Origin of the sequence: Halorubrum tebenquichense DSM 14210, assembly GCF_000337415.1 — an archaeon.
Classification (GTDB): domain Archaea; phylum Halobacteriota; class Halobacteria; order Halobacteriales; family Haloferacaceae; genus Halorubrum; species Halorubrum tebenquichense.
Window position 1 is genome coordinate 51,896 of record NZ_AOJD01000053.1, and the last position, 15,219, is coordinate 67,114.

The window sequence follows — 15,219 nt, forward strand, 5'->3', positions numbered from 1 at the left end:
CCCCTCGGTCACTTTCCCTCGATCACTTCCCTTCAGTCCGCTCGGACAGCGACATCCCCTCCGCGATCTCGAACGCCTCGTCCCCGTCGAACCGCGCCGGGTCGAACGCGCCGATCCACGGCGAGTCCGGCGCGTCGAACGCGATCCCGTCGAGCGACGCCAACACGCCTTCGGCGATGATCTCGCCCGTCGCGGGCGCTCGCATGAACCCGTGTCCCTGCCAGCCGGCGGCGACGAACAGCGCGGGAGGGGCTCCTCCGGTCGCGTCGACTGGACCGAGAAGCGGGTCGCCGTCGGGCGTCGCGGTACAGAGCCCGGCCCACGCCCGGGCGGCGTCCGGGTCGAGGTCCGCGCCGGCCGCCGCGCCGTCGAGGCGCTCGCGGAGGACCGTCGCGACGTCCGCGCGGAACCAGTCGTCGGCCTCGCGCCGGTAGCCGTCGGGGTCGGCCGGGACCGGCTCCGTGCCGTCGCCGGCGAGCAGGCCGTCCGGGTGCGGGCGGAGGTACGCGTCCGCGGTGGCGTCGTAGACCATCGGCCCGTCGTAGGCGGCGGCGGCGACGAGCGCCTGAACGCGGTACGGGACGACCGGGACCGAGACGCCGTCGGCCGCGAGCAGCGACCGGGTGTGCGCCCCGGCGGCGACGACGACCGCGTCGAAGGTGCGCGTCTCGGCCCCGGAACCGTCGTCTTCCTCCGCCCCGACGACCGACAGCTCTCGGCCCGCCTCGGTCCGCGGGCCGAGCGCGACCGGGGTGTCCGTCTCGATCGCGACCCCCTCGCGGGCGGCCCGGTCGGCGAGCGCGCGGACGTAGCTCGGCGGGTCCGTCCAGCCGGCCCCTTCGGCGACGGCCGCGACCGCGAGGTCGTCGGTGCGGAGGGCGGGGAAGCGCTCGCCGAGCGCGTCAGGGTCGACGACGGAGACCTCGCGGCCGTGGCCCCGCATACGCTCGACCATCGCCGGGACCGCCTCGGCGTCGGGGTCGCCCTCGCGCACCGCGATCACGTACGGACAGGGGGTAAAGGAGAATCCGGGGAGCGTCCGGTCGAACGCGCGGAACCGCTCCAGCGCGCGAGCGCCGACCGCGGCGTCGACGTCCTCGGCGTAGGCGTCGTAGAGCAGGCCCGCCGCCCGCCCTGAACTGCCGGCCGCCAACTCCCCGCGCTCGTAGAGCGTCACGTCCGCGCCGCGGACCGCCAAGTTGCCGGCCGCGGTGACGCCGACCGCGCCGCCGCCGACGACCGCGACCGTCGGCGCGGGTTCGGCTCGCTCGTTCATGACTCGGCCGACGACGCGGCCGACCGAAAAGACACCGGGACGACGCGGCCGGCGAATCGTAATCGTTGCGGGGGCGCGTGCCTGCGAGCGCCCGAAGGGCGCGAGACAGCACGCGCGAGGGAGTCGCTGGCGGTTGAGCGAAGCGAAGACCGCCAGCGACGAGGCTGGGGAGGAGTGAGGTGCGGACGCTGTGCGGGGCGGGATTCGAAGGGGCAGTCGCGAGGACGCCGCAGGCGACGGAAGCACCGCAGGAACGAGCGCAGCGAGTGACGAGGAGCGCAACGAGCGTGCGGCGTCCTCGCGGCTGGGGCTTCGNGCCGCAGGCGACGGAAGCACCGCAGGAACGAGCGCAGCGAGTGACGAGGAGCGCAACGAGCGTGCGGCGTCCTCGCGGCTGGGGCTTCGACGGTGTTCGTGTCGGTAGGAGAGTTCCAAACAGAGACTGCGTACAGCCGGTGACACGTGTGTCCCCGCCCACATTATAGGGGTGGAAGCCCACGTTACGGGTATGAACCAACTCGTGAACGGCGAGTGGCGGACGGACACCTACGAGACGACGAACGAGGAGGGGGCGTTCGAGCGCGGCGAGACCACCTTCCGGAACTGGGTCGCCGGCAGCGACGTGCCCGACCACGTCGACGCCGAGCCCGACGAGCGCTTCCAGCCGGAGGCCGGCCGGTATCACCTGTACGTCTCCTACGCCTGTCCGTGGGCGCACCGCACCCTCCTCGCCCGCTCCCTTTTGGGTCTCGAAGACGCGATCAGCGTCTCGGTCGTCGACCCGTGGCGCGGCGAGGACGGCTGGCAGTTCAGCCCCGAGAAGGACGGGTGTACGCGCGACCACCTCCGCGACAGCGACTACCTCCGCGAACTGTACGTCGAAGCGGATCCGGACGCCACCTGCCGGGTGACCGTGCCCGTGCTGTGGGACACCGAGGAGGAGACCGTCGTCAACAACGAGTCCCGCGAGATCCTGCGGATGCTCTCGACCGCGTTCGCGGACCTCGGCAACGGCGCGTCGCTGCTTCCGGACGAGAGCGACGACGCGACCGTCGCGGACGTCGACGAGGTGATCACCGACATCTACGAGCCGATCAACAACGGCGTCTACCGCGCCGGCTTCGCCACCTCCCAGTCGGCCTACGACGACGCGATCGACGACCTCTTCGACGCGCTCGACCGCTACGACGACCGGCTCGCGGACCGGCGTTACCTCGTCGGCGACTCGCTGACCGAGGCGGACGTCTGTATGTTCACCACCCTGATCCGCTTCGATCAGGTGTACCACACGCACTTCATGTGCAACCGGAAGTTCATTCACCAGTACGACAACCTCTGGCCGTACCTCCGCGACCTCTACCAGACCGAGGGCGTCACCGAGACGGTGAACATGGACCACATCAAGGAACACTACTACACCACGCACCCGGACGTGACCCCCTCGGGGATCATCGCGCGCGGTCCCGACCTCGACTTCGAGGCCGACCACGACCGCGACCGACTCGCGGGAGCGCCGCCGACGCCGACCGCGGACGACTGAACGGCAGACGAGAGCGGATCTATCGAGAGCCGATTTATCGGATCTCCCCGGGAGACACATCCGTCCGATGGAACTGCTTATCTATCATCTCGGTGTTTCAGTTCCACCGTGGTTGGACGTTATTTACAAATGAGTGGAATGTCGTGGCAGGTATGGAGACTACTCGACATTTTACCGCCACGGTCTACCTCGTCAATGACGGAGCGACCGCGCTTCACGAACACAAGCGACACAACATTCATATCCCACCGGGCGGGCACATGGATAAGGGTGAGATCCCCCACGAAGCAGGGCTACGAGAAGTCCGCGAGGAAACGGGGCTTGAGGCGACGCTTCTTGACGACACGTCTGAACTATCTGTATCAAACGTAGAAACCCTGCCACAGCCCCGGCACCACCTCCTATACGATATCAATGTGTACGATGGGACGGTTGGTCACCAACATATTGACCTCATCTATTATGCTACGGTTCCCCAGCGCGAATTCGATCCGGATGATGGGGAAGCACCAGCAGACGCGTGGAGTTGGTTCACGCCAAACCAACTTCGCAATAGTGACATCAACGAAGACGTGGTGACATTGGGAATTGAAGCAATTAACACGGCAAAAACGCACCGCTCAGGCTGACCGGATCCGTTTTCACCACTTCACAGCGCTATCTGTAGCGGGTCGGCAGATCCTGTTTTCACTCACTTTCAGACGAAATACCTACGGGATTGTCATTCTGTACTGAGCGTTTCGTGAAATAAAAAATAAATAGACTGAAACCCGGAAGGCTACCCTTCCATCCCGCCGAACGAGAGGCCGTCCTCGACGGAGCGCTGCGCCGCGAGGTAGACGATCGCGACCGGCAGCGCGAACAGGTTCGCGAACGCCGCGAACCGCGTCCACGGCGTCGAGAACCGACCCTCGGTCGCGATGTTGTACAGCTCCACCGAGAGCGGGTAGTTCTCCGGGCGGAGCAGCGTCTGCGCGATGATGAACTCGTTCCAGCCGGCGAGCCAGACGAAGATGAGGACGACGGCGAGCCCCGGCTTCGTCAGCGGAATGATCACCTCGCGGATCGTGTCGAGGAAGCTCGCGCCGTCGACCATCGCCGCCTCCTCGTAGGAGACGGGGATGTTGTCCATATACGTCTTCAGCAGCCAGGTGTTGAACGGGATCGCCGACGCGGCGTAGAACAGCCCCAAGATGAAGAGGTTGTTCGTGAGTCCGTAGGTGCTGAACAGCGAGTAGAGCGCGACGAGCGTCGCGATCGACAGCCCGGCACCGATCTGCGTGAAGAGGACGTAGCCGTAGAGGATGCGCTTTCGCCCCACGAACCGCCGGCGCGAGAACGCGTACGCCGCCGGGACGATCATCCCGAACCCGGCGGCGAGCGTCACGCTGACGATGTAGAGGCTGTTGAACACCGCGCCCGGACCGGTCTCCGTGCCGGCCCAGCGGAAGCTCACCAGTCCGCCGCCCCCGCCGACGACGAGTTGGGGATAGCCCCAGTCGCCGTCGACGAAGAAGAAGTCGGACTCGAAGATCACCCACCGGTAGGCGTCGAGGTTGTACGTCGTCGGGTCCGGGAAGATGCCGCTCGTGTTGAACAGCCGGGTCCCCTCCGCGAGCGACGCGGTCGTGATCCAGAACAACGGGAACAGCAACACGAGCACCATCGCGAGGCCGAACAGCGTCATCAGCACGCTCTTCGTGACGTCCCACGGGGTGCGCTTGCCCGTCCGGACGTCGTAGACCGCGCGCTGGACCGTGACGACGAGCCGCTTCGGGGCGGTCGCGAGCGCGACCAGCTTCGCGGCGACGAGCGACGCGAACGAGCGGATCGCGCTCATTCGTCACCCACCCCCTCGGCGAGGCCGCCGAAGCGCACGGCGACGTACATGAACAGCCCGACGAAGGCGATACCGACGATCAGTATCGCCGCCGACAGCCCGAACTGGTTGAACGTGATCGCCTCGCGGTAGCCGTACACGATGATCAGCTCGTTCTGTCGCGACGGGCCGCCCTGATTGAACACCCACGGGATCAGGAACTGCTGGAACGACGTGGCGGCCGTGAGGATCGACGCGAACAGCACCGGCCCCTTGATCGCGGGCAGCGTCACGGTGCGGAACCGCTGGAGCGCGCCCGCGCCGTCGACCATCGCCGCCTCGTGGAGCGACCGCGGCACGTCCTGCAGCGCGCTCACGATGATGATCACCATGAACGGGTACGCCAGCCACACCTCCGTGGTGACGTACGCGAAGAACGCCTCCCAGCGACCGCTCAGGAAGCCGATCGGCACGTCGAACAGGAGCGCCTGCGGGGCCGACAGCGACGCCATAACATCGTTGTACCGGCCCAAGATGGTGTTGAACACGCCGTAGCGCGCGTCGCTGAACATGCCGCGCCAGACGGTGATCGTGAAGATGCCGGGGAACCCCAGCGGGACGATCACCGCCGCGCGCATGTACCGCTTCCCGGCGACCCGGACGTGATTCAACAGGAGGGCGATCCCCACGGCGAGGAACACCTTGACCACGAGCGAGACGGCGACGAACAGCCACGTCGTCCCCATCGACGTGCGGAACTGCGGGTCGCCGATGAGCTGGACGTAGTTCGCCAGCCCGATCAGCTCGGCACCGCCCCCGATGACCGACCCGGCGAACGTCGCGTCGGTGAGCGAGATGTAGAAGAGATAGAAGATCGGGTACAGCATGAAGCTCGAAAAGAGGATGACGCCCGGCGCGACGAGCAACAGCCCCCAGTCGCGACTGGTAAAGGGCAGCGCCGATCGGAGCCGCGACAGTCCGCTCGCGACGGTTCCGGGTTGCGAAGAGGCCATGGCTCCGAGTGGAGCTTACAGCGCCTCCCGGATCTCGGAGGCGGCCTGATCGAGCGCGGCGTCGCCCTCCTGTTCGCCGTTGAAGACGCGTTCGAGCGCCTCCGTCACCGGCGTCCAGACGCTGTCCATGTCCGGGTGCGTCGGGATCGGAACGCCGTGGTCCACCTGTTCGGCGAACGCCTGGACCTCGGCGGAGAGGTCGTCGTTGCCCACGGCGTCGGCCAGCACGGGGATGTACCCCTGCTCGTCGGCGTTGGTCAGGACGACGTCCTCGTTGGTCGTGTACCACTCGGCCAGGCCGGTCGCGGCGTCGACCGTCGACTGGTCCGCGTCCGCGAGCATCGACGAGAAGTAGAACAGCTGGATCCCGGAGTACGAGCGCGGGTTGTTCCCGTCGACGGTCGGCAGCGTCGTCACGCCGAGGTTGTCGACCTCGCCCTGAAGGTTGCCGAGCTCCCACGGACCGTTGATCGCGAACGGCGCGAGGCCGTCCGCGAACGCGACGATCTGCGACTCGTAGCCCGGGTCGGACGGGACGTAGTCGAACAGCGTCGTCAGCGCGTCGATCCCCTGCTTACACTCGTCGCTGTCGACGCCGACCTCGAGGCTCGACTCGTCGAACAGGTTCCCGCCGTACGCTTGGACGAACCCGCTCGCGAAGTACGGGTCGGTGGCGGGGTACGAGAGCCCGTACTGCCCGTTGTCCGGGTCGTGGTACTCGTCCATGATCGAGACCATCTCCTCTAGGGTCTCGGGCGGCTCGTCGACCATGTCCTCGTTGTAGAACAGCGCGACCGTCTCGGACGCGAACGGCAGCCCGTAGAGGCCGCCGTCGAACTGGGCGGCCTCGCGGGCGGCCTGCGTGTAGCTGTCGAGCGAGACGTCGACGTCGTCGCTCGCGTCGTAGAGGAACGGCGGGTCCTCGCGCACCGCGAACCGGCCGACCCAGTCGTGCGCCCAGATCCACGAGTCCGGCCCGTCGCCGGCCGGGATCGCCGTCTCGAGCTGCTGGTCGAGTTCGCCGCCGGGCGCTTCCTTGTTGATGGTATCGCCCGCCTCCGACTCGTACTCGTCGACGTACCCGGAGAGGGCCTCGTCCTCGGCGTCGGAGAGGTCGACCCACAGCCGGGCGGATCCGCCGCTCTCACCGTCCCCGCCGTCCCCGCCATCGGAGCCGTCTCCGCCGTCGCTGCCGTCTCCGCCGCCGGTGCTGATACAGCCCGCGAGCCCCGCGAGCGCAGTCGATCCCCCCATCGCCTTGAGCAGCGTTCTACGTTTCTCGTTCATGTGTCCAGAACAAATGAGGAATTATATTTTCATACATTTAGTGTTTGGGATCGTTCCGGATCGTTTCGGATCGTTCCTGAACGATCCGAGTCGGCGCGCCCCCGATCGACGCGGACGGCCCGGCGCTGCGCTGTTTCTTCGTCGGACGCACGCGAAATCGAGATATTTGCGAGGAGATTGTTCACCACATATCAGAAAAACAGCGAAGAACTCATAAGCCGTCGGACCGGTCTTCAGGGAAATGGCACGCGTCACGCTCGATACGCTCCGGAAGGAGTTCGACCGAGGGACCATCGTCGCCGTCGACGACCTCGACTTGGAGATCGAGGACGGCGAGTTCGTGACCGTGGTCGGCCCGTCCGGGTGCGGGAAGACGACCACCCTCCGGATGGTCGCGGGCTTAGAGGAGCCGACCTCGGGGACGGTCAGCTTCGACGACGAGGACGTCACCGAGGTCCACGCGAAGGAGCGCCCGGTCGCGATGGTGTTCCAGAACTACGCGCTGTACCCGCACAAGACGGTCCGGCAGAACATGGCGTTCGGGCTCAAGATGAGCACCGACATGACGAAGGAAGAACGCCACGAGCGGGTCCGCGAGATGGCGGCGATGATGGGCATCGAGGACCTCCTCGACGACAAGCCCGACGAGCTCTCCGGCGGGCAGAAACAGCGCGTCGCCCTCGGCCGGGCGATCGCCCGCGAGCCGGAGGTGTTCCTCTTCGACGAGCCGCTCAGCAACCTCGACGCGAAGCTCCGCACGGAGATGCGCGCGGAGATCCAGAAGCTACAGAAGGAGTTCGGCGTCACCGCGATGTACGTCACCCACGATCAGGAGGAGGCGATGACGATGGGCGACCGCCTCGCCATCCTGAACGACGGCGAGCTCCAGCAGGTCGGCGAGCCGACCGAGGTGTACCAGAACCCGGTGAACGAGTTCGTCGCCGGCTTCATCGGCTCCCCGTCGATGAACTTCCTCAACGTCGACGTGGAGACGGACGGGACGAGCGCGACGATCCGCGACGAGTCATCCGGACTGACGATCACGCTCAGCCGCGAGTACGTCGCGGGCCACGACCTCGAAAGCGGTCCGTACACGCTCGGTATCCGCCCCGAGAACATCGACGTCGTCGAGCGGCCGACCGGGGAGGAGACGCTCACCGCGACCGTCGAGGTCGTCGAGCCGATCGGCTCCGACAACTACGTCCACCTCGACGTGAACGAGGACTTCCTCGCGCGCTCGCCCCCGGACGTCCAGCCGGAGGCCGGCGACGAGGTCGGCGTCGTCTTCGACGAGGCGGACCTCCACCTGTTCGACGCCGAGACCGGCGAGGACGTGTTCCTCACCGACGAGGAGATCGCGGCCGCGGTCGCTTAGGTGGGACCGGTTTTCGGATTCGGGCTTCAGCTGTGAACCGATCCTTCGTACTTTCTTACCGGTCGAGGAGCGAGCGCTATCGGAGCCCGGTAGGCGTGCCCGGTAGCTGCTGACGCCGCGGTGGCTTTCTCCGGTGCTTCAGTCGCTCGTTTATAAGTATCGAACACCGGATCGTCGGCGAACGACTCCGGAGCTTCAGTCGCTCGGCTATACGTGACTGTTTCCGCGGTGAACGATTCCACGGCCGAGACCGTCGAAGCCCCAGCCTCGTCGCGGCCGCTTAAAAGCGGCCGCGACTCCCTCGCGCGTGCTGGCTTCGCGCCCTGCCGGGCGCTCGCAGGCACGCGCCACCGCGGTCCTTTTTAACCGACGGCGTCGCTCGATACGCGTTCCCTCCCGCGTCGCCGCAGCGGGCGACAACGGCTTGAAGTGCGCGCTCGTCAGACGGAGCGTACGAATGGAGCCGCCAGACATCGAGCGGTTGGACGAGCGGACCGTCCAGCGGATCGCGGCCGGCGAGGTGGTCGAGCGGCCCGCGAGCGTCGTGAAGGAGTTGGTCGAGAACAGCCTCGACGCGGGCGCGAGCCGCGTCGCCGTCTCGGTCGAGGCCGGCGGCACCGAGGGGATCCGCGTCCGCGACGACGGGGTCGGTATCCCGGCGGACCAGTTGGAGGCGGCCGTCGCGGAACACGCCACCTCGAAGATCGGCGACATCGAGGACCTCGACCGCGGCGTCGGCACGCTCGGCTTCCGGGGCGAGGCGCTGTACACCGTCGGCGCGGTCTCCCGACTCACGGTCCGGTCACGGCCCCCGGACGCCGAGGCGGGCGCTGAGATCACCGTCGAGGGCGGCGAGGTGGGCGAGGTCCGCCCGGCGGGCTGTCCCGCGGGGACGACCGTCGAGGTCGACGACCTCTTCTATAACACTCCCGCCCGCGAGAAGTTCCTCAAGCGGACCGCCACGGAGTTCGACCACGTCAACACGGTCGTGACCGGCTACGCGCTGGCAAATCCCGACGTCGCGGTGTCGCTGGAACACGACGGCCGCGAGACGTTCGCCACCGAGGGGAACGGCGACCTCCGCTCGGCCGTCCTCGCCGTCTACGGCCGCGAGGTCGCCGAGTCGATGATCGACGTCGACTGGACGCCCGAGGACGGGGAGGACGCGAACGGAGACGGGACAGGCGCTCCGGCGGGCGATCCGCCGGTCGATCGGGTGACCGGACTGGTCTCGCACCCGGAGACGGCCCGCTCGACCCGCGACTACCTCGCCACGTACGTCAACGGGCGGTACGTCACCGCGAGCGCGCTCCGCGAGGCGACCCTCGACGCCTACGGCGGCCAGTTGGCCCCCGACCGCTACCCGTTCGCCGTCCTCTTCGTCGAGGTCCCGGCCGGCGACGTCGACGTGAACGTCCACCCCCGAAAGCTGGAGGTGCGCTTCGACGAGGAGCCGGCGGTCCGGTCGGCGGTCGAGGCGGCCGTCGAGGACGCCCTGCTCGACCACGGGCTGATCCGGTCGACGGCACCTCGCGGGCAGTCGGCCCCCGACGAGACCGCCGTCAGCCCGGAGGCTCCGACCGACGAGGCCGTGGGCGGCGCGGACACGGATCACGAACGCGCCGCGCGCGACGGGCGCGACCCGCCGAGCGCGTCCGGGTCGGCGACGACGCCCGAGCAGTCAGCGGCGGCGGAGTCGACGGAGGACCCCGCGAGCCCGACGGAACTCGCCCCCGACGACGAGGCGGCGTGGGCGGTCGACGACCTCGGCGGCGGCGCGGACGAGGACGCCGACGTGGCGGGCGAGGGCGCGAGCGCCGGATCGAACGGCGGACTGGCCCCCGGAGCGAGCGACGACACTCGACCGTCGCCCCGGAGCTGGCAGGACGACTCGGCGGGGACCGGCGCGGAATCGGCGACGGAGAGCGACTCGCGCGGCGGCGAGACCGGCGGCGTCACCGAGGGCGCGACCGGCTCCGTCGACCGCGACGCCGGCGGATCGGACCCGGACACGCCGGTCGGAAGCTCTCCGACCGCCGGGGACGCGGAAGCCGACGACGCGTCGTCGGAAAAATCGAAGGAGGAAGCCCCCTCGGACGCGACGCGTTCGGCTCCCCGAGCGCGGCCCGCGACCCGACAGCGGACGCTCGACGGCGAGGCGACCGGGAGCGAGCGCGAGTTCGACTCGCTGCCCTCGCTGCGGATACTCGGCCAGCTCCACGAGACGTACGTCGTCGCCGAAGCGCCGGACGGCCTCGTGTTGATCGACCAGCACGCCGCCGACGAGCGGGTGAACTACGAGCGGCTCAAAGCCGTCTTCGCGGACGGCGCGGACGCGCAGGCGCTCGCCGAACCGGTCCGCATCGAGCTGACCGCCCGCGAGGCGGCGCTGTTCGAGGAGTTCGTCGACGACCTGACCGGGATCGGCTTCCGCGCCGAGCGGGCGGGCGACCGCGAGGTCGCGGTCACGGCCGTCCCGGCCGTCTTCGACGCCGCGCTCGACCCGGACCTCCTGCGGGACGCCCTGTCGGCGCTGGTCGACGACGCCGCCGCGGGCGACGAGCCGGTCACGGACGCCGTCGACGAACTGCTCGCCGACCTCGCGTGTTACCCCTCGGTGACGGGCAACACCTCGCTGACCGAGGGGCGGGTCGTCGACCTCCTCGACCGGCTCGACGGCTGCGAGAACCCGTACGCCTGCCCGCACGGCCGGCCGGTCGTCATCCGACTGGACCGCGAGGAGATCGGGTCCCGCTTCGAGCGCGATTACCCGGGTCACGGCGGTCGACGCGCCGAGTGATCTCCGGGCGTAGCCCGCTCGTACGTGGCCGCGGAGCGAGGCGGAAGAGCAGCTCGATATCAGTACTGATACTCTCGGGAGGCCGTTTAACACGTTGGTTCCCCTGATATGTCGTATGCCGATAGCAGCGGTGAAAAACAGTTACGGGGCGAAGTTGGGGGCCGGATACGTCGCGACGGGGGCGTTTATCGTCGCCGTCGGCGTGGTCACCGACGACGCGAACGCGACGGTCGTCGCGGCCGTCGCCGGACTACTGACGTTGGGGTCGATCAACGCGGCCGAGACGATCGCCAGCGTCACCGAAATCGGGGAGCAGACGCGGCGCGTCGCCAACGGCGACATCGACCGAGAGGTCCGATCGACGAGGACAGACGAGTTCGGACAGCTCGCGGGGTCGATCGAGGACATGCGACTCTCGCTGAAGGACCGACTGGCCGAGATGGAACGGACGCAGGAGGAGCTGGAGGACGCCCGGACGGAGGCGACGGAGATGGCCGACCGGTACCGCCGGACCGCCGACCGGTACGCCGACGTGATGGAGCAGGCGGCGACCGGCGACCTCACGCGGCGCGTCGACGTCGACGAGAGCGACGAGAGCCTCGCGACCGTCGGGAAGTCGTTCAACCGGATGATGGACGACCTCCAGGCGACCGTTGAGACGGTCCGCGAGATGGCCGACCGGATCGAGGCCGACGCCGGCGAGATGGCGGAGATGAGCAACGAGGTCGAACAGCGCGTCGCCAGCGCGACCGGGAGCGCGACGACGATCCGCGGGCAGGCGAGCGACCAGCGCGCCGAACTGGAGTCCATCGCGGCCGACATCGAGACCGTCAGCGCGTCCGCCGAGGAGATCGCGGCGACCGTCGACGACCTCTCGGACCGGAGCGAGACGGTCGCGGCGACGAGCGACGACGCCCGGAGCTCCTCCGAGAGCGCGTTGAACGAGATGGCGGAGGTCGAGGCCGAGGCGGAACAGGCCGTCGACCGGGTCGAACAGCTTCAGGAGGGGATGGACGAGATCACCGAGATCGTCGACATCATCGGCGAGATCGCGGAACAGACGAACATGCTCGCGCTGAACGCCTCCATCGAGGCGGCGCGGGCCGACGGCTCCGGCGACGGGTTCAGCGTGGTCGCCGAGGAGGTGAAGGGGCTCGCCGAGGAGACGCAGTCGCGCGCGAACGAGATCGACACCATGATAGACGACATCGCCGACCAGACCGAGGAGGTGACGGTGTCGATCCGCTCGACGCAGGAGCGCGTCCAGACCGGGACCGACACCGTCGAGTCGACGCTGTCCGACATCGAGACCATCGCCGACTCCGTCGACGAGATCAGCCGCTCGCTCGGTGAGATCCGCCGGACGACCGCCGATCAGGCCGACACGGTACAGGACACCGCCGGCTCCGTCGACGAGATCACGGAACTCAGTACGGAGACCGCGGAGGCGGCCGAGGAGACGGCGACGGAGATACAGGAGGGGCAGTCCGTCGTCGAGGACGTGTCCGACTCGCTGCGCGAGTTCCAGACCGACGCCGTGACGACGCTTCAGGACCGCGTGTCCGCGTTCACCGTCGAAACGGACGAGTCCGCCGCCGGCGGGCCGGCCGCGGAGGCCGGGACCGCGCGTCCGCAGGCGACGACCGACGGGGGTGCGCGATGACGGACCCGGTCAGCGCCGCCTACTGGGTGGCCGCGGTCGGCTTCCTCGTCGGAGTCGGGATCACCGCCGTGCTGTACCGGAAGCTGAGCGGGTCGGCCCACCGCGGTCGGCTGGCCGCGCTGGCGATCATCCCCGGCTTCGCCGGGATCTGTTACGTCGGGATGGCGCTGGGGATCGGGACGTTCACGGTCGACGGCGTCGAGTTCGTCGGCCTCCGCTACGCGGACTGGATCGTCACCACGCCGCTCCTGGTCGGGTTCATCGGGTACGTCGCGGGCGCGTCGCGTCGCGCCATCGCGGGCGTGATGCTCGCCGACGCGCTGATGATCGCGTTCGGTGCCGGGGCGGTCCTCACGGGCGGGACGCTCAAGTGGGGGCTGTTCGGCGTCTCCGCGGTGTTCCACGTCTCGCTCTTCGCGTACCTGTACGTGATCTTCCCCCGGTCGGTCCCGGACGATCCGATGCAGAAGGGGCTGTTCAGCCTGCTCAAGAACCACGTCGGGCTGCTGTGGCTGGCGTACCCGTTCGTCTGGCTGATGGGGCCGGCGGGGATCGGCTTCACCGGCGGGGTGGCCGCCGCGCTGACGTACGCCTTCCTCGACGTGCTGGCGAAGGTGCCGTACGTCTACTTCTTCTACGCCCGGCGGCGGGCGTTCCTCGACATCGAGAGGACGGACGTCGCGACCGGGAGCGACGCGCCCAGCGCGCTCGGCGACGACGCGCCCGCCGCGGCCGACTGAACGGCGGTCGGTCGTCGCGGCCGCAGAGAGGTACGCTTTAGGCGACCGCGACGGACCCACGCGTATGGACCGCGTAGCGATCGTCGGCGCGTCGATGACCCCGTTCGGGCAGCGCGACGCCTGGGTGCGGGAGCTGCTGGCGGAGGCGGGCGCGGCCGCGCTCGACGACGCCGGCGTCGACGGCGACGACCTCGATCACCTGTACGTCTCGAACATGGCCAGCGGCGAGTTCGAGGGCCAGACCGGCGTCCCGAACGCGCTCGCCCACGACCTCGCCGCCCAGCCGGCCTACACCGCCCGGATCGACCAGACCTCCTCGTCGGGCGGCGCGGGCGTGTACGCCGCGTGGCAGTCCGTCGCCTCCGGCGCGAGCGACCTCACGATGCTCGTCGGCGGCGAGAAGATGACCCACCGGACGACCTCGGAGGCGACCGACGTGATCGCGTCGCTCACGCATCCCGTCGAGTACAAGCACGGCGTGACGCTCCCCTCGTTCGCGGGGCTCACGGCGCGGCTCTACCTCGACGAGTACGACGCGCCCCGCGAGAGCCTCGGGAAGGTCGCGGTGAAGAATCACAAGAACGGCGTGGACAACCCCCACGCGCAGTTCCGGAAGGAGGTCGACCTCGACACGGTGCTGGACTCGCCGATCGTCGCCGACCCGCTCCGGCTGTACGACTTCTGTCCGATCACGGACGGCTCCGCGGCGCTCGTGTTCTGTCCGGAGTCCGTCGCCGAGGAGTACGCGCCGGACGGCAACTACGCGGTAATCTCGGGGATCGGCGGCGCGACCGACACCCACGTCGTCCACGAGCGCGCGGACCCGACGACGATGGGCGGCGTCGTCGACTCCTCCGAGGTCGCCTACGAGATGGCCGGCATCGGGCCGGACGACGTCGACGTGGCGGAGCTCCACGACATGTTCACGATCTTAGAGTTCCTCCAGAGCGAGGACCTCGGCTTCTTCGAGAAGGGCGAGGGGTGGAAGGCCGTCGAGGAGGGCGTCACCGACCGCGACGGCGACCTCCCGATCAACACCTCGGGCGGCCTCAAGTCGAAGGGCCACCCGCTCGGGGCCAGCGGCGTCGCACAGGTGTACGAGATATTCCAGCAGGTAACCGGGAACGCCGGGCCGCGGCAGGTAGAGGCCGACACGGGGCTCGCGTGTAACGTCGGCGGGTTCGGGAACTGCGTGACGACGACGATTCTGGAGGGAAGCCAATGAGCGACACCGAGAGCGGCGAGACGGGAGCGGGCGACGAACCGACCTTCGAGGCGGCGGAGTACGCGGACGGGACAGTCACGTACCCGCCCCACACCGTGGGACCGAACGGCTCCGAGCGCGTCGGAACGGTCGACCTCCGCGAGCGCGAGGCGCGCGTCGTCACGTGGACGACTTCGACCGCGACGCCGCCGGGCGTCCGCGAGCCGAACACCCTCGCGATCGTCGAGTTCGAGATGGGCGACGGCTACGACGGACCGCCGGTCCGCGCGCTCGGGCAGATCGCGCCGCGCGACGGCGCGGACGGCGGCGGTGAGGACGGCGACGGCGAGGACGCCGAGCAGTTCGACGTGGAGATTGGCGACCGCGTCGAGCCCGTCTACGCCGACGAACTGCGCGAGCCGGGCGCGGGGATCCGGGAGCCGGAGAGTCAGGGCTGGGACGGCTTCCGGTTTCGCCCCGTCTGAAGGGCCGGTGTGACCGG

The 15,219-nt window shown here is 68.8% G+C and carries 12 protein-coding genes; 8 read left to right on the forward strand and 4 right to left on the reverse strand.

All coding sequences use genetic code 11. The features are described from left to right. Positions 1 to 22: 22 nt before the first annotated feature. On the reverse strand, positions 23 to 1,276 hold the full coding sequence (locus tag C472_RS10225) for an NAD(P)/FAD-dependent oxidoreductase (protein ID WP_006629755.1): 1,254 nt from the start codon (positions 1,274 to 1,276) through the stop codon (positions 23 to 25). A gap of 508 nt (positions 1,277 to 1,784) precedes the next feature. Here C472_RS10225 and C472_RS10230 point away from each other — a divergent pair. Next, the gene (locus tag C472_RS10230; RefSeq protein WP_006629756.1) at positions 1,785 to 2,816 is read left to right on the forward strand and encodes a glutathione S-transferase family protein; all 1,032 of its coding nucleotides are present in this window, start codon (positions 1,785 to 1,787) and stop codon (positions 2,814 to 2,816) included. Positions 2,817 to 2,968: 152 nt separating this feature from the next. Continuing rightward, positions 2,969 to 3,445 carry an NUDIX domain-containing protein gene (locus C472_RS16370; RefSeq protein WP_006629757.1) on the forward strand — a complete coding sequence of 159 codons (477 nt, stop codon included), beginning with the start codon at positions 2,969 to 2,971 and terminating at the stop codon, positions 3,443 to 3,445. Between the two features lie 149 nt (positions 3,446 to 3,594). On the opposite strand, the gene C472_RS10235 is transcribed toward C472_RS16370, so the two are convergent. From C472_RS10235 to C472_RS10245, 3 genes are read right to left on the reverse strand one after another with little or no spacing between them, the layout of a single operon-like run. Then, a complete protein-coding gene (locus tag C472_RS10235) occupies positions 3,595 to 4,656 on the reverse strand; it encodes a sugar ABC transporter permease (RefSeq protein WP_006629758.1) in 1,062 nt (353 codons plus the stop codon). Then, entirely contained in the window at positions 4,653 to 5,648 is a 996-nt protein-coding gene (locus C472_RS10240) for a carbohydrate ABC transporter permease (RefSeq protein ID WP_049906517.1), read from the reverse strand. The genes C472_RS10235 and C472_RS10240 overlap by 4 nt, the downstream gene beginning before the upstream one ends. A 15-nt stretch (positions 5,649 to 5,663) precedes the next feature. Beyond that, positions 5,664 to 6,935 carry an extracellular solute-binding protein gene (locus C472_RS10245; protein ID WP_006629760.1) on the reverse strand — a complete coding sequence of 424 codons (1,272 nt, stop codon included), beginning with the start codon at positions 6,933 to 6,935 and terminating at the stop codon, positions 5,664 to 5,666. Between the two features lie 241 nt (positions 6,936 to 7,176). Here C472_RS10245 and C472_RS10250 point away from each other — a divergent pair, with 241 nt between their 5' ends. The 6 genes from C472_RS10250 to C472_RS10275 all read left to right on the forward strand — a co-directional run bounded on the left by C472_RS10250 (position 7,177) and on the right by C472_RS10275 (position 15,202). Continuing rightward, the gene (locus C472_RS10250) at positions 7,177 to 8,310 is read left to right on the forward strand and encodes an ABC transporter ATP-binding protein (RefSeq protein ID WP_006629761.1); all 1,134 of its coding nucleotides are present in this window, start codon (positions 7,177 to 7,179) and stop codon (positions 8,308 to 8,310) included. Positions 8,311 to 8,767: 457 nt separating this feature from the next. Next, positions 8,768 to 11,110 carry a DNA mismatch repair endonuclease MutL gene (gene mutL / locus C472_RS10255; protein ID WP_006629762.1) on the forward strand — a complete coding sequence of 781 codons (2,343 nt, stop codon included), beginning with the start codon at positions 8,768 to 8,770 and terminating at the stop codon, positions 11,108 to 11,110. Between the two features lie 115 nt (positions 11,111 to 11,225). Next, on the forward strand, positions 11,226 to 12,773 hold the full coding sequence (locus C472_RS10260) for a methyl-accepting chemotaxis protein (RefSeq protein WP_241432965.1): 1,548 nt from the start codon (positions 11,226 to 11,228) through the stop codon (positions 12,771 to 12,773). Beyond that, the gene (locus C472_RS10265) at positions 12,770 to 13,513 is read left to right on the forward strand and encodes a bacteriorhodopsin (protein WP_006629764.1); all 744 of its coding nucleotides are present in this window, start codon (positions 12,770 to 12,772) and stop codon (positions 13,511 to 13,513) included. Before C472_RS10260 ends, C472_RS10265 begins: the two co-directional genes overlap by 4 nt. A 64-nt stretch (positions 13,514 to 13,577) precedes the next feature. Continuing rightward, positions 13,578 to 14,738, forward strand: a complete 1,161-nt coding sequence (locus C472_RS10270; protein WP_006629765.1) for a thiolase family protein — start codon at positions 13,578 to 13,580, stop codon at positions 14,736 to 14,738. Beyond that, positions 14,735 to 15,202 carry a hypothetical protein gene (locus C472_RS10275; protein WP_006629766.1) on the forward strand — a complete coding sequence of 156 codons (468 nt, stop codon included), beginning with the start codon at positions 14,735 to 14,737 and terminating at the stop codon, positions 15,200 to 15,202. Before C472_RS10270 ends, C472_RS10275 begins: the two co-directional genes overlap by 4 nt. Positions 15,203 to 15,219 lie beyond the last annotated feature (17 nt).

Coding starts and splice junctions, on each gene's coding strand:
- C472_RS10260 (WP_241432965.1), top strand. CDS start 11,226: ATGCCGATAGCAGCGGTGAAAAACAGTTACGGGGCGAAGTTGGGGGCC.
- C472_RS10225 (WP_006629755.1), bottom strand. CDS start 1,276: ATGAACGAGCGAGCCGAACCCGCGCCGACGGTCGCGGTCGTCGGCGGC.
- C472_RS10245 (WP_006629760.1), bottom strand. CDS start 6,935: ATGAACGAGAAACGTAGAACGCTGCTCAAGGCGATGGGGGGATCGACT.
- C472_RS10265 (WP_006629764.1), top strand. CDS start 12,770: ATGACGGACCCGGTCAGCGCCGCCTACTGGGTGGCCGCGGTCGGCTTC.
- C472_RS10250 (WP_006629761.1), top strand. CDS start 7,177: ATGGCACGCGTCACGCTCGATACGCTCCGGAAGGAGTTCGACCGAGGG.
- C472_RS10275 (WP_006629766.1), top strand. CDS start 14,735: ATGAGCGACACCGAGAGCGGCGAGACGGGAGCGGGCGACGAACCGACC.
- C472_RS10235 (WP_006629758.1), bottom strand. CDS start 4,656: ATGAGCGCGATCCGCTCGTTCGCGTCGCTCGTCGCCGCGAAGCTGGTC.
- C472_RS10270 (WP_006629765.1), top strand. CDS start 13,578: ATGGACCGCGTAGCGATCGTCGGCGCGTCGATGACCCCGTTCGGGCAG.
- C472_RS10240 (WP_049906517.1), bottom strand. CDS start 5,648: ATGGCCTCTTCGCAACCCGGAACCGTCGCGAGCGGACTGTCGCGGCTC.
- mutL (WP_006629762.1), top strand. CDS start 8,768: ATGGAGCCGCCAGACATCGAGCGGTTGGACGAGCGGACCGTCCAGCGG.
- C472_RS10230 (WP_006629756.1), top strand. CDS start 1,785: ATGAACCAACTCGTGAACGGCGAGTGGCGGACGGACACCTACGAGACG.
- C472_RS16370 (WP_006629757.1), top strand. CDS start 2,969: ATGGAGACTACTCGACATTTTACCGCCACGGTCTACCTCGTCAATGAC.